The organism is Rhizobacter sp. (assembly GCF_046595475.1).
Classification (GTDB): Bacteria; Pseudomonadota; Gammaproteobacteria; order Burkholderiales; family Burkholderiaceae_C; genus Rhizobacter.
The window spans coordinates 11,817-35,493 of record NZ_JBKJOQ010000059.1; the positions used below are offsets into that span (position 1 = coordinate 11,817).

A 23,677-nucleotide genomic window follows, 5' to 3' on the forward strand; every position below is an offset into this window, starting at 1 on the left:
GTCCACCTGGGCCTGCGATCCTTGCCACCATGTTCGACAACATCCGGGCCGACTTGCGGTCCTACAAAGGGCGGTGGTCTCAGCAAGGCTTCTGGGCCATGGCGGTTTACCGCTTCGGGCGATGGCGCTACCGCGTACGCCCCGTTGTGCTGCGCAAAGCCTTCTCCTTGCTCTACAAGATCGCCCACAAACTGGTGCAGATCATCACGGGCATAGACCTGCCCTGCGAGGCAGAGGTCGGCCGCAACTTCGTTATCGACCACTTCGGCGGCATCATCGTCAGTGGCTATGCGAAATTTGGCGACAACTGCCGCATACGCGACGGCGTGTCGGTGGGCCTGAAGCGCGTAGGCGAGCCCTGCGCTCCGGTGATCGGCAACAACGTCGACATCGGCTCGGGCGCCAAGCTGCTGGGCCGCATCACCATAGGCGACAACGTGCTGATCGGCGCCAATGCGGTGGTGATCACCGACGTCCCGTCGAACTCGATCGCCATTGGCGTGCCGGCCACCATCAAGCCGCGCTATCCGGTGTTGGTGCGCGTGAATGAAACGAGTGGGGCCCGCCCGCCCCAAGGCGCCTGCCGCTAGGCCTGCGACAATCCCCCACCCCCCGCCACCGGTTGCGTGCCTCCGCAGCCGGTTTTCATTTCAACCCAGAGGCCATGTAGAGGAACACCATGTTCAAAAACCTCGCCCGCGGCCTATTGGCTGCGATGCTGGCCGCTTGCGCGGCTCACTCTGCCACCGCACAGGCCCCGCCCAAACCCCCTTTGAAAGTGGGCTTCGTCTTCGTGAGCCCGATCGGCGACGCCGGCTGGAGCTATCAGCACAACCAGGGCCGCCTGGCGATGGAGAAAGCACTGGGCCAGCAGGTGAGCACTACGGCCATCGAAGCCGTGGCAGAAGGCGCTGACTCGGAGCGCGTGATGCGCGACCTGGCAGCGCGCGGGCACAGGCTCATCTTCGCCACCAGCTTCGGCTACCTGGAGCCCGCGCTGCGCGTGGCCAGCGACTACCCCGATGTCGCCTTCGAACACGCCGGCGGCTACAAGACCGCGAAGAACGTCAACACCTACAACGCGCGCTACTACGAGGGCCGCTACCTCGCGGGCCTGCTGGCGGGCAAGACGAGCAAGAGCGGGGTGGCCGGCTATGTGGCCGGCTTCCCGGTGCCCGAGGTGATCCAGGGCATCAACGCTTTCACGCTGGGCATGCGCGCGGCCAACCCGCAGGCGCAAGTGAAGGTGTTGTGGCTCAACACCTGGTTCGACCCGCCGCGCGAGCGCGAAGCCGCCGTGTCGCTCATCAACCAGGGCGCTGACGTGTTGACCAACCACAGCGGCTCTCCGGCCGTGCCGCAGACCGCACAGGCCTACTTCAAGAGCAAGGGCGTGCACGTCATTTCCTACCAGAGCGACATGCGCGCCTATGCGCCCGATGCGCAGCTCACGGCCATCACGCACCAATGGGGCGCCTACTACACGCAAGTGGCCGAGGCCGTGATCAAGGGCACGTGGCGGCCCAAGCCGGTGTGGGGCGGCATGAAAGACGGCTTCGTGGCACTGGCACCCTTCTCGCCCTCGGTGCCGACCGATGTGGCCCAGCTCGTGAAGGCGCGCGAGGCCGACATCGTGGCCGGCCGCTTCCACCCCTTCTCAGGCCGGCTGGTCGACAGCGCGGGCACGCTGCGCCAGGCCTCAGGCACGATGGACGACGCCACGCTGTCAGGCATGAGCTGGTTCGTGCAAGGCGTGGTGGGCAGCCTGCCCAAGCCCTGAGCCCGCCCTGCTGAAGCGCGGCACACTCGGGGGATGAGCTCACCGCACGTCATCACTCCCCGTGTCGCCCTCATGCTGACCCTGCCGCCTCTGCTGTGGGCCGGCAACGCGGTGGTGGGCAGGCTGCTGGTGGGCAGCGTGCCGCCGCTGGCGCTGAGCGCCATGCGGTGGGCGCTGGCCTTGGTGATCCTGCTGCCCTTCGGCTGGCGCCTCTTGCAGCGCCCGCAAGACATACGCCAGCGTTGGCCCTACCTCGCGCTGCTCGGCTTTCTGGGTGTGGGTTGCTTCAACGGCCTGCAGTACCTGGCCCTGCAAACCTCCACGCCAATCAACGTCACGCTCATCATTTCGAGCATGCCGCTGTGGATGATGGGCATGGGCACGCTGTTCTACGGCGAGCACCCGACGCGCCGCCAACTGTGGGGCGCACTGCTCTCGCTGTGTGGGGTGATGCTGGTGTTGTCGCGCGGGCAGCCCGAGGTGCTGATGGCCCTGCGCCTCTTGCCCGGTGACCTGGTCATGCTGTTGGCGATTGCGTTGTGGGCCGTGTACAGCTGGATGCTCGCCCGCCCGCCGGCGCACATGCGAGGCGAGGCGCGGCCCGACTGGGGCTGGGCCGAGCTGCTGCTGGTGCAGGTGCTGTTTGGTGCCGCGTGGGCAGGCGCTGCGGCGGGTGTCGAGGCTGCCATCAACCCCGCGACTATCCGCTGGTCACCCTGGGTGGTGGTGGCACTGGCCTACGTGGCCATCGGCCCCTCAGTGCTGGCCTATCGCTTCTGGGGCACTGGCGTGGCCACGGTGGGGCCGGCCATTGCCGCCTTCTTCAACAACCTCACGCCGCTCTTCGCCGCGGTGATGTCGGCGGCGTGGCTGGGCGAAGCGCCGCATTGGTACCACGTGGCGGCTTTCGTTCTCATCGCCGCGGGTATCCTCGTCACTTCGCGACCTGCCAAGGCTTGACCACGCCCATGCAAACCAAATCGCCGGCGCCGCCTCCACCTGTCAACAAGCCACGCCGCGCCACGTGGCAGCTCTTGTACGGCGTGGCCGCCGTGCTGATCCTGCTGGTGATCGCGCTCGATCAGTACCGGGCCATACAGACCAACGCAAGCTTCGCCCAGTCGATCGTGGCCGACCGCGAATGGGCCCAGCGCCTGGGCTCACTGTCCGATCTGCGCCAGGCGGCAGGCAACGTCAACGCGCCGGCCAACGAAGTCTTCGCCTCCGGCAAGCCCGATGCCGAACGCCAGCGGCTCGCGGCTGGCAAGACTCTCTTCGCCGAGCGGCTCGCACAATCGCGCAAACTTTTCAGCACCCACACGGTCGAGGCCGAGCGCGAGCTGATGCTGCATGGGCTGGACAGCACCGAGCAGGCCACCCAGCGCATGGTCGAGCAGGCCGAGCTCACGCTCACGAACTATGCCGGCCAGCGCCTAGACGCGGCCGCCCGCACCATGGCCGAGGTCGATCGCAGCTACGCCTACATCCAAGACAACATTCGAAGCGTCGGCCAGACGGCCCGCAACATTCAGAAGGCGCAACTCACCGTGCTGGCCGACTCGGTCGAGCGCAACCGCTCGCTTGAGATCATCAGCATGGTCGTGGTGACGGCGATCACCCTGGGCATGCTGCTTTACGGCTTTCGCATACGCCTGCAAATGGAGCTGTCAGCGGCCGAGAAGGCACGCCACGCGTTTGACCTGCACGCCGCGAAGGAAGCAGCCGAGCTGGCCAGCCAGGCCAAATCGCAGTTTCTCGCCAACATGAGCCACGAGATCCGCACACCCATGAATGGCGTGCTGGGCATGACCGAGCTGCTGCTGGGCACAGCACTCAACGACCAGCAGCGCCGCTTTGCCGACAGCGCGCATCGCTCGGGCCAGGCGCTGCTGGGGGTCATCAACGACATTCTTGATTTCTCGAAGATCGAGTCGGGAAAGTTCGAGGTCGAGTCGCTGCCATTCAACCCCTGCGAGGTGGCCTACGACGTGGCCGAGCTGCTGGCCGTGCAAGCACACGCCAAGGGCCTGGAGGTGATCTGCCAGATGGGTACCGACCTGCCCATACGCGCCTATGGCGACGCTGCCCGCCTGCGCCAAGTGCTGATGAACCTGCTCGGCAATGCGCTCAAGTTCACCGATCACGGCCACGTGATGATTTCGGTCAACAAGCTGCCCGCGTCGAGCGCGGCCCACAACCACGCAGCGCTTGTGGAGTTCTCGGTGTCTGACTCGGGGCCTGGTATTTCACTGCCCGATCAGGTGCGGGTGTTTGAGGCCTTCACGCAGGGTGATGGCAGCCGCACGCGCCGCCACGGCGGCACCGGTCTGGGCCTTGCAATCTCAAGCCAGTTGGTGGCCATGATGGGCGGCAAGCTGCAGCTCGAAAGCACGCTTGGCGAAGGCTCGCGTTTCTGGTTTTCCTTGCCCATGCGCCTGGTGCCTGAGGCGCCCATGCTCACCGACCGCGAAGCCGCCGCGCTGCACGGTGTGGAGGTGCTGGTGGTTGACGACAACGCCACCAACCTCGACATCCTGCGCCACCAACTCACCGCCTGGGGTTTGCGGGTGGACACCGCCACCAGCGGCCTGCAGGCACTAGAGCTGCTGCAGCACCGCCCCGTGGTGCACGACCTCGCCATTCTCGACGTGCACATGCCGGACATGAATGGCCTGGCCCTGAGCGAGCGCATCCGCGCAACGCCGAAGCTCGATGAGCTGAAGATCGTGATGCTCAGCTCGGCCGGGCTCGACATCCCGAGCGCAGGCCTGGCACGCCTGGGCCTGGCGCGCTGGCTCTCCAAGCCGGTGCGCAAGCTGGAGCTGCGGCGAGCGCTGATCGACTTGCTGGCCGCCTCGGTTGCCCCGGCGGCGCCCGCCCTCGCCCCACAGCCGCAGCCTATGGCCCCTGGCCGGCGCGCACGCATCCTGCTCGCAGAAGACCACCCGGTGAACCAGGAAGTGGCGGCGCAGATGCTGCGCATGGCGGGCTACCAGGTACAGGTGGTGGGCGATGGCGATGCGGCGGTGAAGGCCGCCCTCAGCGGTGAATTCGACCTGGTACTGATGGACTGCCTGATGCCCGGCACCGACGGCTTCGAAGCCACCGCACGCTTGCGCGAGCACGAGCGCGACCAGGGCGTGGGCGACTTGCAGCGCCTGCCCATCGTCGCGCTGACGGCCAACGCAATGAAGGGCGACGTCGAAGCCTGCCTCGCCGCCGGCATGGACGACTACGTGCCCAAGCCCTTCACGCAAGAGCACCTCATTCGCGTGATCGAGCGCCGCCTGCGGCGACCGGCAGGCTCGTCAGATTCGGCGGGCTCGTCAGATTCGTCCGGCGCGTCGGGTCAAAACGTGCCCGGGTAGGCGCCGCCGTCCATCAGCAGGTTCTGGCCGGTGATGTAGCCGGCGTGCACGCTGCACAGAAACGCACAGGCCGCGCCAAACTCTTCGGCCGTGCCGAAGCGCTGCGCCGGGTTCTGCTGGCGGCGCACATCGGCGATGGCTTCGATGCTCTGCCCGCTCGCCTTCGCTGCGCCCTGCAGGGTGACCCGCAGGCGGTCGGTGTCGAAGGGGCCGGGCAGCAGGCTGTTGATGGTCACGTTCTTGACCACGGTCTTGCGCGCGAGGCCCGCGGTGAAGCCCGTCAAGCCGGAGCGCGCACCGTTGGAGAGCCCGAGGATGTCGATCGGTGCCTTCACCGCTGCCGAGGTGATGTTGACGATGCGCCCGAAGCCGCGGCCCATCATCGGGTCGACCACCGACTTCATCAGCTCGATGGGGGTGAGCATGTTGGCGTCTAGCGCCTTGATCCACGCTTCGCGGTCCCACTCACGAAAGTCACCCGGCGGCGGCCCCCCCGCGTTGTTGATGAGGATGTCGACCTGCGGGCAGGCGGCCAGTGCCGCAGCCCGACCTTCAGGCGTGGTGATGTCGCCCACCACCACCCTCACCTCACCACCCTTCAAGGCGCGCAGCTCTGCAGCCGTGGCTTCGAGCACCTCGGCGCCGCGCGCGGTAATGACCACGTTCACGCCTTCATGCACCAGCGCCTGCGCGCAGCCTTTGCCCAACCCTTTGCTGGCGGCGCACACCAGCGCCCATTTGCCTTGTATGCCGAGATCCATGTGAGCTGCTCCTGTGAGTAGAGGGGCGAGCCTAGCAAGTCTGGTGCGCCGTGTCGTCGACCCCTCTCAATCCCACCCGTGGCGCAGTGCCCAGTTCAACGCCAACGCGCGAGCAGCCAGATGCCCACCAGCACCAGTGCCGTGCCCGCGGCGATCCAGCCGGTGAACGGCTCTCCCAGGATCACCACGCCCATCATGATGGTCGACAACGGCCCGAACATGCCGACCTGCGTGGTCATGGGCGCGCCTATGCGCTCGATCGCCAGCATCACCAGCAACACCGGGCAGAAGGTGCAGGCCGTGGCGTTTAGCACCGACAACCAGATCACCTCGGGCGCCACCGCCATGGCCGACACGGGGCGCAGCACGAAGAACTGCGCGATGCACAGCACGCAGGCCACCGAGGTGGCCAGGCCGGTGAGGCGCAAGGCGCCCAGGCGCTTGACCTCTTCGCCGCTGTAGACGAGGTAGAGCGCGTAGCTCACCGTGCTGGCGAACACCAGCGCCGCGCCCAGCGCCACGTCTGTGCCCAGCAAGGTGACCTCGTGGCCAAACACCAGCAGCACGCCGCAGTAGCTCACCCCCAGTGCGATCAGTTGACGACGAGAGACCTTGCGCTTGAACACGAACACGCTCATCGCCAGCACCAGCGTAGGCGCCAGGTACAAGATCAAACGCTCAAGCCCGGCGGTGATGTATTGCAGGCCGGCGAAATCTAGAAAGCTCGCCAGGTAGTAGCCGCTGAACCCGAGGCCGAACACCGCCAGCCAGTCGCGCCGCGTGAGGCTCGCCTTGCCCCGCCCCGCCCACCACGAGAGCGCCAGGAACATCGGCAGGCCGAACAGCATGCGGTACATGATCAGCGTGACGGCATCCACCCCATAACGGTAGGCCAGCTTCACGATGATGGCCTTGCCCGAGAAGGCAATGGCGCCCAGGATCGCGAACAGCAGGCCGGGCCACAAGGCGCGGGGCGGTGAAGCAGAGGCCGCCGTGGCGCTCAAAACACCACCGCCTGGCCGTCGCGTCGCGGGTCGCTGGCGGCCACATAGCCCTCAACGGCCGGGTCGCCCAGGCGCCAGATGAACTGGCCGGCGCCGAAGTCTTGGTAAGAGTCTTGAATCACTTCCATCACATGGCCGCGCTCGGCCAGGCCCTGCACCGTGGTGGCGTTCATCGCGCTTTCGACGTTGATCTCCAGCCCCTGGTTGAAGCGCCAGCGCGGCGCATCGCAGGCGGCTTGAGGGTTCTGCTTGTAATCGAGCATGCGCACCAGCGTCTGCATGTGGCCTTGCGGCTGCATGTTGGCGCCCATCACGCCGTAGCTCATCACCGGCTGGCCATCCTTGCTGAGGAAGGCCGGAATGATGGTGTGAAACGGCCGCTTACCTGGCGCCACCACGTTGGCGCTCTTGGCGTCTAGGCTGAAGGCGTGGCCGCGGTTCTGCATCGACAGCCCATAGCCCGGCACCACCACACCCGAGCCGAAGCCCATGTAATTGCTCTGGATGAAGCTGACCATCATGCCGCTCTCATCGGCGGTGCTCAGGTAGATGGTGCCGCCCTTCACCGGATTGCCCGCGCCGAAGTCTTGCGCACGCTTCATGTCGATGAGCTTGGCGCGCGAGGCGAGATACGCGTCGTCGAGCATCTGCTCTGGCGTGACCTCCATGCTGGCGGGCTCGGCCACGTAGCGATAGATGTCGGCGAAGGCGAGCTTCATCGCTTCGATTTGCAAATGCTGTGAATCGACACCGTCGACCTTCATGCCCGCCAGGTCAAAGTTTGACAAGATGCCCAGCGCGATCAAGGCGGCAATGCCTTGCCCATTGGGCGGAATCTCATGCAGCGTGTGGCCGCGGTAGCCCTTGCCCAGCGGCGTGACCCATTCGGGTTTGTAGGCGGCGAAGTCTTCCACTGTGATGGCGCCACCATGCTCGCGTGCGTGGCGTGCCGCCGCCTCGGCGATCTCGCCGCCGTAGTAGGCCGCGCCCTTGCTTTCGGCGATCAGCCGCAGCGAGCGCGAGGCCTCTTGAAGCCGAAACAACTCGCCCACCTCGGGTGCGCGCCCACGCGGCATGAAGGCTTGCGCGTAGCCCGGCTGGTCTTGCAGCAAGGGCGCGGCGGCCGCCCACTTCTGCTGCACGACTACCGACACCGCGTACCCGCGCTCGGCGATCTCGATGGCTGGCTCCATCAGGTCTGCAAACGGCAGCTTGCCGAAGCGTTCGCTCAGCGCCACCCAGCTCGCCACGGCACCGGGCACGGTGACACTGTCCCAGCCGCGCACGGGTGGCTGCTTCGGGTCGTTGCCGTACTTTTTCTTGAAATACTCAGGCGTCCAGGCTTGGGGCGCACGGCCCGAGGCATTGAGGCCAAGCAACTCCTTGCCATCCCACAAGATGCAAAAGGCATCGGAACCCAGCCCGTTGCTCACCGGCTCGGTGAGCGTGATGGCAGCGGCGGCGGCGATGGCTGCATCGACCGCGTTGCCGCCCTTGAGCAGCATGCGCAAACCAGCTTGCGCCGCCAGCGGGTGCGAGGTGGAAACAACGTTGCGCCCGAAGATTGGCAGGCGCTGGGTGGCGTAGCCCGCGTTCCAGTCGAAAGTGTGATGCGTCATGACGAGAGCTCCTCGAATCTCTTGGCCCCAAGGTTAGTCGGAAACGAAACAAGCCGCCCGAGGGCGGCTTGTTTCGGCTGGTGGGCGGCCTGTGCGCCAAGAGATCAGTCTTCGATAAAAGCCACTTCGCGTTTCTTCCGGATAGACGGGAGCATCACGATCACCACCAGCAAGAACGCCGCGATCAGCAGGCCTGCCGACAGAGGGCGGACGATGAAGGTGCTCCAGTCGCCGCGCGCCAGCAGCAGCGCGCGCCGCAGGTTTTCTTCCATCATCGGCCCGAGAATGAAGCCCAGCAGCAGCGGCGCGCCCTCGCAGCCCAGCTTGTAGAAGAGATAGCCGATCGCGGCAAACAAGGCCGTCATGTAGACGTCAAAGTTGTTGTTGTTCAGCGTGTAGACACCGATGCAGCAGAACAGCGTGATGGCCGGGAACAGAAAGCGGTACGGCACGGTGAGCAGTTTGATCCAGATGCCGATCAGCGGCAGGTTCAGGATCACCAGCATTGCGTTGCCCACCCACATCGAGGCGATCAGGCCCCAAAACAGCTCCGGGTTGCTGGTCATGACCTGCGGGCCGGGTTGAATGCCCTTGATGGTCATGGCACCCACCATCAGCGCCATCACGGCGTTGGGTGGAATGCCCAGCGTGAGCATCGGGATGAATGAGGTCTGCGCACCCGCGTTGTTGGCCGACTCGGGGCCTGCCACGCCACGGATGTCACCCTTGCCAAACTTGCCGCTTGCGCCAGCCAGTTTCTTCTCAAGCGTGTACGAAGCAAACGACGACAGCAAGGCGCCACCGCCCGGCAACACGCCAAGCAGCGAACCCAGCGCCGTGCCGCGCACCACCGCGGGCCAGGCTTCCTTGAAATCTTGCTTGGTGGGCCACAGGCCCTTCACCTCATGGGTGAAGACCTCACGATGCTCGGCCGGTTGCCCCAGGTTGGAGATGATTTCGCCGAAGCCGAACACACCCATGGCGATCACCACAAAACCGATGCCGTCGGTGAGCTCAGGGATGTCGAAGCTGTAGCGGGCGGTGCCCGAGATCACGTCGGTGTTGATCTGCGCGAGCGTCAGGCCCAGGATGATCATCGCGATGGCCTTGAGCAACGAGCCCGAGGCGAGCACCACCGCGCCTATGAGGCCCAGCACCATCAGCGAGAAATATTCTTGTGGCCCAAACTTGAAGGCCAGCTCAGTCAGCGGTGGCGCAAACGCCGCGATGATGATGGTGCCCACACAACCCGCGAAAAACGAGCCCAGGCCAGCGACTGCCAGTGCCGAGCCCGCACGCCCCTGGCGCGCCATCTGGTAGCCGTCAATGGCGGTGACCACCGAAGACGATTCGCCCGGCACGTTGATCAGGATGGCCGTGGTGGAGCCGCCGTACTGAGCGCCGTAATAGATGCCGGCAAGCATGATGAGTGCGGGCGTGGCGTCGAGCCCGTAGATCGAGGGCAAGAGCATGGCGATCGTTGCGACAGGGCCCAAGCCGGGAAGCACACCGATGAGCGTGCCCAACACGCAACCACCGAAGGCGTACAAAAGGTTTTGGACGGTGAATGCAACACCGAACCCAAGCGCCAAGTTACTGAGCAAATCCATGGTTCAACTCTGCTTTCTGTGGCGAGCTCGGCTCAGCTGGCGATGAATGAAGGCCAGAGCGGGATCGTGAGCTTCAAGCCCGCGACAAAGATCAGCCATGAAAAAAACGTGAGCACGACGGATGCGACCAGCACGCCGCGCCACTTGAACTCGTCACCCGCGAAGCTGGTGATGATGATCAGGATGGGGATGGTGATGACCATGCCGAGCCGCGACAGCAAGGCGCCGAAGATGGCAATGGCCAGGGTGATGACCAACAAGGGGCGCCAGGCAATTTGACCAATGCGGTCGCCGCCTTCTGTTTCGATGGTGAGCGACTTGAACAGCACCACTGCACCGAGGATGGCGAGGATGACGCTGAGGATGAGCGGGAAATAGCCTGGGCCAGGCCGCGCGCCGGTTCCCATGCTGTAGTTGGTGGCGCCCACAGCAAACACGACGCCCACCACCAGGAACATGATTCCCGACCAAAAATCTTTCTCGCTCTTGATCTTCAAGTGCTGCTCCTCACGAACCAGAATCAAACGATTCTAGGCAGCAACAACTAGGGCAAGCTGTGTGGTTTACACGTAGCAGCCTGCGGGTTGGCACGCCATTCAGTTGAGGTTCACTTGCTTCGTCAAACGTCCCATGCAGGCGTGGCGCGCAGCACTTCTTCGATGGTGGTTTGGCCCTCGGCCACCTTCATCGCACCCGCAAGACGAAGAGGCCGCAAGCCCTCGCTCAAGCCTTGCTTGCGTAGCTTGGCGATGTCGGGCACAGGGTGTATGCACGCACCCGCCGCAGCGCTGATGTTGAGCAACTCGTAAAGGCCTGCGCGACCGCGATAACCTGTCATGCGGCACTCTAGGCAGCCCACGGCCTTGTACGGTTTGACCTTGCCGTTGATGCGCCACGGCTTCACCACTTCGTCGATGGTTTCGGCTGTGGTCACCTCATCGGGCTGTTTGCAGTTCGCACACAGTGTGCGCACCAGGCGTTGCGCCAGCACGCCGATGACGGTGGCACTGATGAGGTAGGGCGGCACCCCCAGATCGGCCAGGCGCGTGATGGCTGAAGCGGCGTCGTTGGTGTGCAAGGTGCTGAACACAAGGTGGCCGGTGAGCGCAGCCTGGATCGCCATCTCTGCGGTTTCGAGATCGCGTATTTCACCGACCATGATGATGTCGGGATCTTGACGCATGAGTGAGCGCAATCCTTCGGCGAACCCGAGGTCGATGGTCGGTTGCACCTGCGTCTGGTTGAACGCCGGTTGGATCATTTCGATCGGGTCTTCGATCGTGCAGACGTTGACCTCGTCGGTGGCCAGACGGCGCAGCGTGGAGTACAGCGTGGTGGTCTTGCCCGAGCCGGTGGGCCCGGTCACGAGGATGATGCCGTGCGCACGCGACACCAGCGATTCCCAGCGCTGCGCATCGTGGCTGCCGAAGCCGAGCGCGTCGAGTTGCTTGACGGTGGTGTCGGGGTCGAAGATGCGCATCACCATCTTTTCGCCGAAGGCGGTGGGCAGCGTCGACAAGCGCATTTCGACTTCATCGCCCTGCGGGTTGCGCGTCTTGATGCGGCCGTCAAGCGGGCGGCGCTTCTCGACCACGTCCATGCGGCCCAGCAGCTTCACGCGCGCGACCATCGCGTTCATCACGCCAGGCGGCAGCTGATACACGGTGTGCATCACACCGTCGATGCGAAAGCGAATGACGCTCAGGTCGCGCCGCGGCTCAAGGTGAATGTCGCTCGCGCGCTGATCGAAGGCGTACTGCCACAGCCAGTCGACCACCTGCACCACGCCCTGGTCGTTGGCGTCGAGCTGCTTGTTGCTGCGGCCCAACTCCACCAACTGCTCGAAGCTCGCGGTGGAGGTCATCTCGCCGGTTTTGATGGCGGCCTTGACCGAGCGCTGCAACGTGTAGAACTCGGTGGTGAAGCGCACCACGTCGAGCGGGTTGCACACCACCATCTTGAGCGCCTTGCGGGTGTGCGCCTCGATCTCGGGCACCCAGCCCAGATCAAAGGGCTCGCTGGTGGCGACCGTCACTTCGCTGAGCCCGAACTGCAGCGGCAGCGCGCGGCGGCGCTCGGCGTAGGTGATGGACATCACGTCGGCCACGCGGCCCACGTCAACCTTCAGCGGGTCGATGCGCAAGTACGGCAGGCCGCAATGCCCGGCCACCCATTCGGTGAGCATCTCGATGTCGAGCGGCTTGCCGGTCTTGGCGTTCATCAGCTCGGCGTTGGCCAGGCGCACCAACGGGTGCTGCACGCTGTCGCCAGCCGCAAAGCGGTGCGACGTCTGCTCGTGGTTGGCGGCGCTGATGATGCCGTCTTCGAGCAGCCAGCGCAGCAGGCGCCGCCACTCCAGCCGGCCCGCAGGGTGCGGGCTCGAGGGTTTGAGTGGCTTCGAGGGTTTGGCTTGAGAAGCGGCAGTCGTCATGGTGGGGGCTGTGGCCGGTAGACGCTAAGAGAGGACGCGAATCATGCGCAACCACTTGCGTGCTGGCAGGCCGAAGCGAGTTTCAATGTTTTCAGCACGGGCAGCAAGCAGGTCGCGGTCAGGAAAGGCAAGGTTCTTCACCGCGAGCACGACCGTGTTGCCTTCCTTGGTCGGGCGCAAGGAGAGCACGGCATGCGGGCCGAAGGCCGCGGCGATGCGGTTCGCGCTTTGCTCGAAGCTGGCGTCGCGGCCGAACAGGTTGACCGTCATCACGCCGCCGTCTGCCAGCAGGCGATAACAGGCGTCGTAGAAGTTCTGGCCGTCGAGCACGGGGCTGGCGGCGTCGTGGTCGTAGAGGTCGACGCACAACACATCGGCCGAATCGGCACGCGCCGTGTCGGCCACGTACTCGGCCGCGTCTTGGTTCAGCACGCTCAGGCGGGCACCGTCGGCCGGCAGATGAAACCACAGCCGGCAAGCGGTGATGACGGTCGGGTTGAGCTCCACCGCCGTGGTCTTCATCTTCAGGTTGCGGTGGCAAAAGCGCGTGATCGCGGCCGAGCCCAGGCCCAGCTGCACGGCATGGCCCTTCGTCAGGCGACCGCCTTCGCGAAACAGCAGCCACACCATCATGCGTTGCACGTAGTCGAGCTCTATGGCGTGTGGCTTGCGCACCCGCATGGCACCTTGCACCCAGGGCGTTCCCAGGTGCAGATAGCGCACGCCATCAAACTCGGACAAGGTGGCGGGCGCCATCTCAGGGGGCTTTTTCTGTTTCATGCGATCTGGTGGATGGTGAAGGCTGCGCGCCAGGCGGCCAGCTTGCGCTCGAAGCTCCATGAAGCATTGGCCGGGCTGGTCGAGGGCAGGCGCAGCACATCGACACCAAGCGAGCGGGTGTAGCGCATGGCCCGCGCCGACTCGCCACCATTGTGGGCGATGGCCTGCAGGCACGGTGCCCGCGGCTTCAGGCCCAGCAGGTCGTTAAGCTCGGCATCGTGGATCGCGCTGTCGAGGCTGCCCTCGCGCCGGCAATGGGCGTACACGTCCCAGATGCCCAGACCATGTCGCATCACTTCTTGCAAACGCTCACCGTAAGGCATGGCGCGCAGGTCGACACCCCAGAGCGACGACAGCAACGGCCAGAAGTGGTTGCGCGGGTGGGCGTAGTACTCGCCGGCTTGCAAAGACGCCACGCTCGGGAAGCTGCCCAGCACGATGAGCCGCGTGTTTGCGGCGATCACGGGGTCTAGGCCCTCTAGCAAGGGTGTGGGCAGGAGCGGGTTCGCAGGGTCGTGGGCAACAAGCATCGGCGAGTCAGTCTGCCAGAGCGGCCAGCCTGGGCAGCGCGGCCAGGGAATTGGCGGCGCAGGTCTGCGCCGTCTGCGCCAGGCTCCAGCCGCGCAGCTCGGCCAGCGTGGCGGCCATACGCGGCAACTCGGCCGGCTCGTTGCGGGCCGTCGCACCGGCGGCGCGCTGTTCGGCGGTCTTGTAAAGCCAGTGCGGCGGGATGTCGGGCGCATCGGTCTCCAGCACCAGCGCCTCGGCCGGCACTAGCTGCGCCAGGCGCCTGATCTGCAAGGCACGGTCGAAGGTCATGGCCCCGCCAAAGCCGAGCTTGAAGCCGAGCTCGACGAAGATTTGCGCCTGCTGGTCGCTGCCATTGAAGGCATGGGCGATTCCTTTGACCGAGATTCGCCGCAGATGCTTGAGCAAGGCATCAGCCGAGCGCCGCACATGCACGATCACGGGCAAACCGGCGTCACGCGCAAGCGTGAGTTGCTCGGCATAGAAATGTTCAGCCTTGGGCTGGTCCAGCCCGGGCACGAAATGGTCGAGGCCGATCTCGCCCACGGCCACCAGGCGCGGATCGTCCCGGTGCGCTGCCAAGGCATCGCGCAAGGCGCCCAGGTCGCTTTCTGCGGCATCGTTCACACACAAGGGGTGGATACCCAGTGCATAAGCGAGCCCGTGCTCGTGGGCCAGAGCGCGCACGTCTTCGAAATTGCTGCGGGCGACGGCCGGCAGCACGATCTGCGCAACGCCCGCCGCCTTGGCGCGTGCCACGACGGCGGCCCGGTCGGCACCGAATTCCGGCGCGTCGAGGTGGCAATGGGTGTCGATCCAGAACATGGCGGCATCATGCCTTGCGAGTGCACGGAACCCGCTGGCGTGATACGGTGTGCCTGTCGCCGGCCGGCTTTTTCGCGCCGGCTCCTGGTTCCCCGTGAACGCCCCCTTTCGGTGGAGGTGGCAGGCATGAGAAAGGCTCCGCTTTACAGCCGCTCGCCGCGACAGGCCGCGATGCCCGCGCCCGCCATCCATGCGGCAGCGCCCGCCCCAGCCACCGCCGCCAAACGCCACCGGCTTCGCACGCGCCTCGCCTGGGCCCTGGTGGGTGTGCTGCTGGTGTTGACGGGAGCAATGACAGGCCGCTTCTTCCTGCCCGCCGCCCAGCGCCTTACCCAGCAAGACATCGATGCCTCGGTGCGCCGCGCACTTGAGAAAGACCCGCTGCCCTCGGCCTACGCCAAAGCCTATGCCGCCATCTCGCCGTCGGTCGTGCGGGTAGAGGGCGACGACGAGGTCGACGACTCGCCCACGCCGCCGCCAGGCAAGGGCAAGAAGAAGACCGACGATGAAGGCGAAGCTCCCTCGCGCGGCCAGCACGCCACCGGCACTGGTGTGGTGATCGTGGACAACGGCACCATCCTCACCAACCTGCACGTCGTCTCGGGCTCCAGGCGCCTGAAGGTCACCTTTTGGGACGGTAGCGAGTCCGAAGCCGCCGTCGTCGGTGTGCAGCCCGAAAACGATCTGGCCGTGCTGCGCGCCAAGTCCATCCCAGACGACTTGCAGGCGGCCACCATGCGCTCCACCGGCGACCTCATGCCCGGCGACGAAGTGATTGCTGTGGGCTATCCCTTCGGCATTGGGCCATCGGTGTCGGGCGGAGTGGTGTCGGGCCTGAAGCGCGAATTTCGCTCGCCGCAAGGTGCGCGCAAGCTGACCAACCTGATCCAGTTCGACGCTGCCGCCAACCCAGGCAACTCGGGCGGGCCGCTGGTCACCATGGATGGCAGTGTGGTGGGCATCGTCACGGCCATCTTGAACCCGTCGGATCAGCGCACCTTCATCGGCATCGGTTTTGCCGTTCCCATCGAAAACGCCGCCGCTGCGGCGGGCATGCCGCCTTTCTGATTGAAATCCACATGAGCATCAAAGAATCGAGCCCGACCGCCACGCTGATGGAGCAGATCCTCTACGAGGTGAAGCGCGTCGTCGTCGGCCAAGACCGCTTTCTCGAACGCGTGATGGTGGCGATGCTGGCGCAGGGCCACTTGCTGGTGGAAGGCGTGCCCGGGCTGGCCAAGACCATCACCATCAAGACGCTGGCCACCACCTTGCGCGGCAGCTTCAAGCGCATACAGTTCACGCCCGACCTGGTGCCGGCCGACCTGGTGGGCACGCGCATTTACAACCAGAAAACCGGTGAGTTCGCCACCTCGCTAGGGCCGGTGTTTGCCAACCTGCTGCTGGCCGACGAAATCAACCGCGCGCCGGCCAAGGTGCAGAGTGCTTTGCTCGAAGTGATGCAAGAGCGCCAAGTCACCATCGCCGGCGAAACACACAAGGTGCCGTCGCCCTTCCTGGTGATGGCCACGCAAAACCCGATCGAGACTGAAGGCACCTACCCGCTGCCTGAAGCGCAGGTCGACCGCTTCATGATGAAAGTGCTGGTCGACTACCCGAGCGAAGAAGAAGAGTTCGTGATCGTTGGCCGCGTGACCGGTGAGCCCACCATCACCAACGCCGTGGCCAGCACCACCCAGCTGGCCGAGCTGCAGCGCGAGTGCCGCCAGGTATACGTCGACCCTTCGCTGGTGCAATACGCCGTGAAGCTGGTGGGGGCCACGCGCACACCGGCCAAGCACGGGCTGGCCGACCTGGCCAAGTACATCAACTTCGGCGCCAGCCCGCGCGCCACCATCGGCCTGATCGAAGGCGCCAAGGCGCTGGCCATGATGCGCGGGCGCAACTACGCACTGCCTGAAGACGTGCTCGACCTGGTGGCCGACGTGCTGCGTCATCGCCTGGTGCTGAGCTACGAGGCACTGGCCGATTCGCTCACGGCCGATCAGATCATCCACAAGATCGTGCAGAAGGTAGCCAAGCCCAACAAACCCATGGCCCACCATGCCGGCGAACGAAGCAACAACGTCTGAGGCCATCCTGCGGCGGCTCGAATGGACGGTGATACGCCGTCTGGACGGCGTGCTGCAGGGCGACTACCGCACGCTTTTTCGCGGCGCGGGCCTGGACCTGGCCGACCTGCGCGAGTACCAGCACCACGACGATGTGCGCCACATCGACTGGAACGTGACGGCGCGCTTGCAACAACCCTATGTGCGCGAATTCACCGAAGACCGCGAGCTGACCGCGTGGTTCTTGCTCGACCTCTCTGGCAGCGTCGACTTCGGTTCGCAGCGCAGCAAGCGCAGCGTGTCGACCGAATTCGTGGCCGTGCTCGCCCGCCTGCTCACCCGCCATGGCAACCGGGTAGGCGCCATGCTCTACGGCACGCAACTCGACGAGGTGCTGCCTGCGCGCAACGGCCGCACTCATGTGCTGCATCTGCTGCAACGCATCCGCAAACACACCACGCCACAAGCCAAGACGCAAACGCAGCTGCAAGACCTGCTGCTGCGCGCGGCCCCGCTGATCCCGCGCCGCTCGACCGTGTTCGTGGTGTCGGACTTCATCAGCTCGCCCGGTTGGGGAAATGCCCTGGCACAGCTGGCCCAACGCCACGAGGTGCTGGCCGTGCGTCTCTACGACCCAATGGAGATGGCCCTGCCCGACCTCGGCATGGTCACGCTGCAAGACGCCGAGACCGGCGAGCACCTGCTGGTCGATACGCAAGACCCCGGCTTCCGAGAGCGCTTTGCCCAGGCCGCCGACCAGCAGGAGGCCGAGCTGCGCGCCGCACTCACGCACGCCGGCGTGGACGCGCTGGAGCTGTCGACCGACGAAGACCTGGTCGCCACCCTGCTGCGCTTTGTCGAGCTGCGTCGGCGACGCAGCCGTTTGTCGGCGGGAGGGGGCATGCCGACCCACCTGAAGCCGTCACAACCTGCGGAGGGTCACCATGAGCTTCGCGTGGCCTGACCTGCTCTGGACACTGCTGGCGCTGCCAGCGTTGGTGGCGTTGTACTGGTGGCTGCTGCACCGGCGCAAGAAGAATTCGCTGCGCTTTGCCAGCCTCACCATCGTCAAGCAGGCCATGGGCAAGGGGCCGGGCTGGCGCCGGCATGTGCCGCCGGCGCTGATGCTCATCGCGTTGGCCACGCTGCTGCTGGCCAGCGCCCGGCCGCGCGCGGTGGTCACGCTGCCGCTGCAGCAAGAGACCATCATCCTCGCGATGGACGTGTCGGGCAGCATGCGCGCCACCGACGTACAGCCCAACCGCATGGTGGCTGCGCAAGAGGCGGCCAAGGCTTTCCTGAACGACCTGCCGCGCCACGTGCGGGTGGGCGTGGTGTCATTTGCAGGCACCGCAGCGGTGGTGCAGCCGCCCACGCAAAACCGCGAAGATATCGTGGCCGCGATCGACCGCTTCCAGTTGCAGCGCGGCACCGCCATCGGCAGCGGCATCGTGCTGTCGCTGGCCACCATATTTCCTGACGCTGGCATCGACCTCTCGCAAATCACGGGCCAGCGCAACATGCCGCTCAGCCCGGGCGACAAGCCGCCGAAAGAATTCACCCCGGTGCAGCCTGGCTCGTTCAACTCGGCGGCCATCGTCTTGTTGACCGACGGCCAGCGCACCACCGGCCCCGACCCGCTGGATGCCGCCAAGATGGCCGCTGACCGCGGCGTGAAGGTGTACTCGGTGGGCATAGGCACCAAAGAAGGCGAGACCATCGGTTTCGAAGGCTGGTCGATGCGCGTGCGGCTCGACGAAGACACGCTCAAGAATGTGGCCAATTTGACGCGCGCCGAATACTTCTACGCCGGCACCGCGGCCGACCTGAAGAAGGTCTACCAGTCTCTTAGCTCACGCCTCATCGTCGAGAAAAAAGAGACCGAGATCACCGCCTTGTTTGCCGCGGTGGCCGCCGCCTTGGTGCTGCTCTCGGCGGGCTTGTCGGTGTGGTGGTTCGGACGGGTGGCCTGAGCGCTTAACCGTCCAGCCGGCCGAGCGTCAGCCGCAATACGCGGTCGCACTTGGCAGCCAGGCCTTCGTCGTGCGTCACCATCACGAAGGCCATGTGCTGGTCACGTGCCAGGCCCAGCATCAACGCGAAGACACCATCGGCCGTGCCGCGATCCAGGTTGCCGGTGGGCTCATCGGCCAGCACGCAGGCTGGTTTGCCGGCCAGGGCACGCGCAATCGCCACGCGTTGGCGCTCACCACCCGACAACTCAGCTGGCCGGTGGTGCACCCGCTCGGCCAGCCCCACTTGCGCGAGCACGGCTTGCGCTTGCGCGCGCGCTTCGGGCTTGGCCATGCGGCGTATGCGCAGCGGCATGGCCACGTTGTCGAGCGCGGTGAACTCGGGCAACAGGTGGTGGAACTGGTAGACGAAACCGAGCTGATGGTTGCGCCAGTCGCCTTGGGCAGAAGCGCTCATGTGGGAGAAGTCGCGCCCCGCCAGCTGCACCGCGCCCTGCGTGGGCGCTTCCAGCCCGCCCAGCAAATGCAGCAAGGTGCTCTTGCCCGAGCCTGAGGCGCCAACGATGGCCACCGTTTCGCCACGCTCCACCTGCAGGTCTATGCCCTGCAGCACATTCACGTCGAGCCCGCCTTCACTGAAGCGCTTGTGCAGGCCGCGTGCCTGGATCACCGGCGAGTATGTGGACTCATTCATAGCGCAGCGCCTCGGCAGGTTGCACACGGCTTGCGCGCCAGCTCGGGTAGAGCGTCGCCACGAACGACAGCAGCAGCGAGATCAGCGTGATGGGCAAGATGTCAGCCGACTGCGGCTCGCTGGGCATGCGGCTGATGAGATAGATGCTGCCCGGCAGGAAGCTGGTATGGAAAAGGTGCTCGATGACGGGCACGATCACGTCAACGTTGAAGGCAATCAACAAGCCGAAGAGCACACCCGCAAAGGTGCCGATCACGCCCGCCAGCGCACCCTGCACCATGAACACGCCCATGATCGAGCGCGGGCTCGCGCCCAGCGTGCGCAAGATGGCGATGTCGGCGCGCTTGTCGGTGACGGTCATCACCAGGGTCGACACGAGGTTGAACGCCGCCACCGCCACGATCAGCGTGAGGATGATGAACATCAGGCGCTTCTCGAGCTGCACGGCCGAGAACCAGTTGCGGTTGGTGCGCGTCCAGTCGCGCACCGAGACCGCCTGGCCTAGTTGTTCTGACAGCTCAGCCGCAACTTGCGGCGACTGGTGCAGGTCTTTCAGGCGCAGTTGTACGCCGGTCGGCCCTTCCACGCGAAACAGCCTGGCCGCATCGTCGAGGTGGATCAGCGCCAAGGTACTGTCGTATTCGTAGTGGCCTGAATCAAAGGTGCCCACCACCGTCATCTGCTTGAGGCGCGGCACCACGCCAGCAGGGGTGACCTGCCCGCCAGGGGCGACGATCGTCACGTTGTCGCCTTCTTTCACCCCGAGTGATCGGGCCAGCTCAACCCCCAGCACGATGCCCCAGGTGCCCGGCGTCAATTTGGCGAGCGTGGTGTCTTTCAACTGCGCGGCAAGGTCGGTGACGCCGGCTTCATCGTTTGGCGAAATGCCACGCACCACGGCGCCCCGCATGTCGTCGCCGCGGGCGATCAAGGCCTGCGCGGCGATGAAGGGCGCCGCGCCTATGACTTGCGAGTTCTGCTTGGCCTTGGCGGCCGTGGCCTGCCAGTCGGTGAGGGCTGCGCCTTGCGAGTCCATCACCTCGATGTGGGCGATGACCGACAGCATGCGGTCGCGCACCTCTTTCTGGAAGCCGTTCATCACCGACAACACGATGATCAAGGCCGCCACGCCGAGCGCAATGCCCAGCATGGAAACGCCCGAGATGAAAGAGATGAAGCCGTTGCGCCGCCCGGCGCGGCCGGCACGGGTGTAGCGCCAACCAATTTGAAGTTCGTAAGGCAAATTCATGTTGAGGCGGATGCTACCTGAGGGTCGAGCATGCGCCGCATGCGACAAGCGCAGCGAGTTGCCGATCATGCAACGCCCAAGGATCCGGCTTTGCCGGGCCTTAGGGCGGCGCCCCTTGGGGGCAGAAGCGCAGCGACTGGGGGGCTAACGTTCTATCCGAGCGTAAGCGCTGTGGTTGTGGATCGACTCGAAGTTCTCCACATCGACGCTGTAGCGGCCAATGCGCTTGTCGGCATTCAGCCGCAGCGCCACATCGCGCACCAGGTCTTCCACAAACTTGGGGTTCTCGTAGGCGTGCTCGGTGACCCACTTCTCATCAGCTCGCTTGAGCATGGGCCATATCTCCGACGAGGCCGACTCTTCGGCGAAGCGCACCAGCTCGCCCCACGCCACCTCTTGCAGCAATTCGGCGCGAATGATCACGTGCGAGCGCTGGTTGTGGGCGCCGTAGTCAGAGATTTCCTTGGAGCAGGGGCACAGCGACTTCACCGGCACCAGCACCTGCGACCACACCGTGGTGACGCCATTCACGGCTTCGGCCACCCAGCTGCCCTGGTAGTCGAGCAGGCTTTCCAGGCCCGACACCGGCGCGCGCTTGCGGATGAAAAAAGGAAAGCTCACTTCCACGCGGCCTTCGGTGGCGTGCAGCTTGCTCAGCATTTCGGTGAAGCGTGTTTGCAGCAGCGCGGCGTCGAGCGGCTCGTTAAGCGCATCAAGCCAGGCCACGAAGCGTGACATGTGCGTGCCCTTCTGCTCGGCCGGCAGCGCCACGGCCATGTCCCACATACCGATGGTGGGCTGCGTGGCTTTGCCGGTGCGCAGGGTGAGCGGGTAGCGCACGTCTTTCACACCCACGCGCTGGATGGCCAGGTGGCGCTCGTCGCGCTCGCTCTGCGTGTCGGGAATGTGCAGCGTGTCTTTCAACGCACTCCTGAGTGGATCCGGCTTTGCCGGGCTGCTCAGATCCCCTCGGGGGACGGCCGGCTCGGCCGGCCTTGGGGCGTTCTTCAAGTCAGTCATTTGGTTCATAGCAAGCAAGGATGACAGCTATTGCGACGCCCTGAAGGGCCCAAGGGCAAAGCGCTGCGACTTCTGAACGCTATCGGCTGGCGGCAGGCCGCAACAGGGCCGGCCGCGCGCCGAAGCGCTGGAGAATCGACTGCTCGATGCCCGCGGCATCCAGGCCACACAAGCTGAGAAGCTTGGCGGGGTCACCATGCTCGATGAACTCATCGGGCAAGCCCAGAGTGAGAACCGGTACCTCGATGCGCGCCGCCGCCAGTGCTTCTTGCACCGCACTGCCGGCGCCGCCCATGAGGCAGCCTTCTTCCACGGTCACGATTGCATCATGGCTGCGCGCAAGTTCAGTCACGAGCGCGACATCCAGCGGCTTGACGAAGCGCATGTTGGCCACCGTGGCGTTCAGGTTTTCGCCGGCGACCATCGCCGGGTAGAGCATGGTGCCGAAGGCCAGGACGGCAATGCGCTCGCCCTGGCGGCGCACTTCGCCCCGACCCCAAGGCAAGGCGGTGAGCGCTGCGTCTGTGGCCACGCCAGCGCCAGCGCCGCGCGGGTAGCGCACAGCCGTGGGGTGGTCTTGCTGGAAAGCGGTGGTGAGCAGTTGGCGGCACTCGTTTTCGTCGGCCGGCACCAGCACGCTCATGTTGGGTATGCAGCGCAGGAAGGCGATGTCGTAGGCGCCGGCGTGCGTGGCGCCGTCAGCACCCACCAGGCCGGCGCGGTCTAGCGCGAACACCACCGGTAGGTTCTGGATGGCCACGTCGTGGATCAGCTGGTCGTAAGCGCGCTGCAAAAAGGTGGAGTAGATCGCCACCACCGGCTTCATGCCTTCGCAGGCCAGGCCGGCTGCAAAGGTAACCGCGTGCTGCTCGGCGATGCCCACGTCGTAGTAGCGGGTAGGAAAACGCTGCTCGAACTCAACCATGCCCGAGCCTTCGCGCATGGCCGGCGTGATGCCGATCAGGCGCTTGTCGGCCTCGGCCATGTCGCACAGCCATTGGCCGAACACCTGGGTGAAGGTCTTCTTGGGCGGTGTGGCAGGCTTTTGCAGGCCCACCGCAGGGTCGAACTTGCCGGGCCCGTGGTAGTTGACGGGGTCGGCCTCGGCCAGCTTGTAGCCCATGCCCTTCTTGGTGACCACGTGCAGGAACAGCGGGCCTTTCATGTCACGCAGGTTTTCGAGCGTGGGCACCAGCGAGTCGAGGTCGTGGCCATCGATGGGGCCGAAATACGTGAAGCCGAACTCTTCGAAAATGGTGCCGGGCACGACCATGCCCTTGGCGTGCTCTTCGAAGCGCCGCGCCAGCTCGAACAGCGGTGGAGCATTTTTCAACACGGTCTTGGCGGTGTCGCGCGCGGCGGCGTAGAACTTGCCGCTCATCAGCCGCGCCAGGTAGCGATTGAGGGCCCCGACCGGCGGCGAGATCGACATGTCGTTGTCGTTCAGCACCACCAGCATGTTGGCGCCCGACACGCCGGCGTTGTTGAGCGCCTCGAAGGCCATGCCGGCCGTCATGGCGCCGTCGCCGATCACCGCCACCGAGCGGCGCTCTTCGCCCCTGAGCTTGGCGGCCATGGCCATGCCCAACGCCGCCGAGATGGAGGTGGATGAATGCGCGGTGCCGAAGGTGTCGTACTCGCTCTCGATACGCCGCGGGAAGCCCGACAGCCCGCCTTGCTGTCGCAGCGTGGACATGCGCTCGCGCCGGCCGGTGAGGATCTTGTGCGGGTAGGTCTGGTGGCCCACGTCCCACACGATGCGGTCGTGGGGTGTGTTGAACACATGGTGCAACGCAATCGTAAGTTCGACCGTGCCGAGGTTGGACGACAGGTGGCCGCCGGTCTGAGACACGCTTTGGAGCACGTAGTCGCGCAGCTCGATGGCAAGCTGCTTGAGCTCGGGGCGAGACAAGCCACGCAGATCGGCCGGGCCTCCGATGGTGTTGAGCAGCGTGTGGTTCAT

The 23,677-nt window shown here is 65.4% G+C and carries 21 protein-coding genes; 8 read left to right on the forward strand and 13 right to left on the reverse strand.

Translation table 11 applies throughout. The features are described 5' to 3' along the window. Positions 1–29 precede the first annotated feature (29 nt). The 4 genes from AC30QB_RS10660 to AC30QB_RS10675 all read left to right on the forward strand — a co-directional run bounded on the left by AC30QB_RS10660 (position 30) and on the right by AC30QB_RS10675 (position 5,148). Positions 30–590 (forward strand): serine O-acetyltransferase, encoded by a 561-nt coding sequence (locus AC30QB_RS10660; RefSeq protein WP_489546190.1) that lies wholly within the window; start codon positions 30–32, stop codon positions 588–590. A gap of 89 nt (positions 591–679) precedes the next feature. Next, positions 680–1,780, forward strand: coding sequence for a BMP family ABC transporter substrate-binding protein (locus AC30QB_RS10665; protein WP_489546191.1), 1,101 nt, complete (start codon positions 680–682; stop codon positions 1,778–1,780). A 33-nt stretch (positions 1,781–1,813) separates the two neighbouring features. Continuing rightward, the gene (locus AC30QB_RS10670) at positions 1,814–2,740 is read left to right on the forward strand and encodes a DMT family transporter (protein ID WP_489546192.1); all 927 of its coding nucleotides are present in this window, start codon (positions 1,814–1,816) and stop codon (positions 2,738–2,740) included. An 8-nt stretch (positions 2,741–2,748) separates the two neighbouring features. After that, complete coding sequence (locus AC30QB_RS10675) at positions 2,749–5,148, forward strand: response regulator (protein ID WP_489546193.1); 2,400 nt, start codon at positions 2,749–2,751, stop codon at positions 5,146–5,148. On the opposite strand, the gene AC30QB_RS10680 is transcribed toward AC30QB_RS10675, so the two are convergent. From AC30QB_RS10680 to AC30QB_RS10720, 9 genes are all read right to left on the reverse strand, one after another. Beyond that, positions 5,130–5,909 (reverse strand): SDR family oxidoreductase, encoded by a 780-nt coding sequence (locus AC30QB_RS10680; RefSeq protein WP_489546194.1) that lies wholly within the window; start codon positions 5,907–5,909, stop codon positions 5,130–5,132. The genes AC30QB_RS10675 and AC30QB_RS10680 overlap by 19 nt on opposite strands. A gap of 95 nt (positions 5,910–6,004) precedes the next feature. Further along, complete coding sequence (locus AC30QB_RS10685) at positions 6,005–6,874, reverse strand: DMT family transporter (RefSeq protein WP_489546195.1); 870 nt, start codon at positions 6,872–6,874, stop codon at positions 6,005–6,007. 35 nt (positions 6,875–6,909) lie between these two features. Further along, on the reverse strand, positions 6,910–8,532 hold the full coding sequence (locus AC30QB_RS10690; RefSeq protein ID WP_489546196.1) for a gamma-glutamyltransferase family protein: 1,623 nt from the start codon (positions 8,530–8,532) through the stop codon (positions 6,910–6,912). A gap of 104 nt (positions 8,533–8,636) precedes the next feature. Then, entirely contained in the window at positions 8,637–10,142 is a 1,506-nt protein-coding gene (locus AC30QB_RS10695) for a tripartite tricarboxylate transporter permease (protein WP_489546197.1), read from the reverse strand. 32 nt (positions 10,143–10,174) lie between these two features. Beyond that, complete coding sequence (locus AC30QB_RS10700) at positions 10,175–10,639, reverse strand: tripartite tricarboxylate transporter TctB family protein (protein WP_489546198.1); 465 nt, start codon at positions 10,637–10,639, stop codon at positions 10,175–10,177. A 122-nt stretch (positions 10,640–10,761) separates the two neighbouring features. Continuing rightward, positions 10,762–12,573, reverse strand: coding sequence for a type IV pilus assembly ATPase TfpB (tfpB, locus tag AC30QB_RS10705; RefSeq protein WP_489546199.1), 1,812 nt, complete (start codon positions 12,571–12,573; stop codon positions 10,762–10,764). A gap of 24 nt (positions 12,574–12,597) precedes the next feature. Then, positions 12,598–13,353, reverse strand: a complete 756-nt coding sequence (locus AC30QB_RS10710) for a spermine/spermidine synthase domain-containing protein (protein WP_489546200.1) — start codon at positions 13,351–13,353, stop codon at positions 12,598–12,600. Beyond that, positions 13,350–13,883 (reverse strand): DNA-deoxyinosine glycosylase, encoded by a 534-nt coding sequence (locus AC30QB_RS10715; protein ID WP_489546201.1) that lies wholly within the window; start codon positions 13,881–13,883, stop codon positions 13,350–13,352. The genes AC30QB_RS10710 and AC30QB_RS10715 overlap by 4 nt, the downstream gene beginning before the upstream one ends. 7 nt (positions 13,884–13,890) lie before the next feature. After that, on the reverse strand, positions 13,891–14,706 hold the full coding sequence (locus AC30QB_RS10720) for a TatD family hydrolase (protein WP_489546202.1): 816 nt from the start codon (positions 14,704–14,706) through the stop codon (positions 13,891–13,893). A gap of 126 nt (positions 14,707–14,832) precedes the next feature. Between AC30QB_RS10720 and AC30QB_RS10725 the strand changes: the two genes are divergently transcribed. The 4 genes from AC30QB_RS10725 to AC30QB_RS10740 are packed head-to-tail and all read left to right on the forward strand — an operon-like array spanning position 14,833 to position 18,751. Beyond that, a complete protein-coding gene (locus tag AC30QB_RS10725; protein ID WP_489546203.1) occupies positions 14,833–15,774 on the forward strand; it encodes a S1C family serine protease in 942 nt (313 codons plus the stop codon). An 11-nt stretch (positions 15,775–15,785) separates the two neighbouring features. After that, complete coding sequence (locus tag AC30QB_RS10730; RefSeq protein WP_489546204.1) at positions 15,786–16,799, forward strand: AAA family ATPase; 1,014 nt, start codon at positions 15,786–15,788, stop codon at positions 16,797–16,799. Then, on the forward strand, positions 16,771–17,742 hold the full coding sequence (locus AC30QB_RS10735) for a DUF58 domain-containing protein (protein WP_489546205.1): 972 nt from the start codon (positions 16,771–16,773) through the stop codon (positions 17,740–17,742). The genes AC30QB_RS10730 and AC30QB_RS10735 overlap by 29 nt, the downstream gene beginning before the upstream one ends. Continuing rightward, positions 17,723–18,751, forward strand: a complete 1,029-nt coding sequence (locus tag AC30QB_RS10740; RefSeq protein WP_489546206.1) for a VWA domain-containing protein — start codon at positions 17,723–17,725, stop codon at positions 18,749–18,751. Before AC30QB_RS10735 ends, AC30QB_RS10740 begins: the two co-directional genes overlap by 20 nt. A gap of 4 nt (positions 18,752–18,755) precedes the next feature. Here AC30QB_RS10740 and lolD read toward each other — a convergent pair whose 3' ends face one another. The 4 genes from lolD to dxs all read right to left on the reverse strand — a co-directional run bounded on the left by lolD (position 18,756) and on the right by dxs (position 23,677). Continuing rightward, positions 18,756–19,445 (reverse strand): lipoprotein-releasing ABC transporter ATP-binding protein LolD, encoded by a 690-nt coding sequence (lolD, locus tag AC30QB_RS10745; protein ID WP_489546207.1) that lies wholly within the window; start codon positions 19,443–19,445, stop codon positions 18,756–18,758. Next, positions 19,438–20,694: a lipoprotein-releasing ABC transporter permease subunit gene (locus tag AC30QB_RS10750; protein ID WP_489546208.1), complete on the reverse strand. Its 1,257-nt coding sequence runs from the start codon at positions 20,692–20,694 to the stop codon at positions 19,438–19,440. The genes lolD and AC30QB_RS10750 overlap by 8 nt, the downstream gene beginning before the upstream one ends. Before the next feature lie 144 nt (positions 20,695–20,838). Continuing rightward, positions 20,839–21,618 (reverse strand): GTP cyclohydrolase FolE2, encoded by a 780-nt coding sequence (gene folE2, locus AC30QB_RS10755; protein ID WP_489546209.1) that lies wholly within the window; start codon positions 21,616–21,618, stop codon positions 20,839–20,841. A 175-nt stretch (positions 21,619–21,793) separates the two neighbouring features. Beyond that, positions 21,794–23,677: a 1-deoxy-D-xylulose-5-phosphate synthase gene (dxs, locus tag AC30QB_RS10760; RefSeq protein WP_489546210.1), complete on the reverse strand. Its 1,884-nt coding sequence runs from the start codon at positions 23,675–23,677 to the stop codon at positions 21,794–21,796.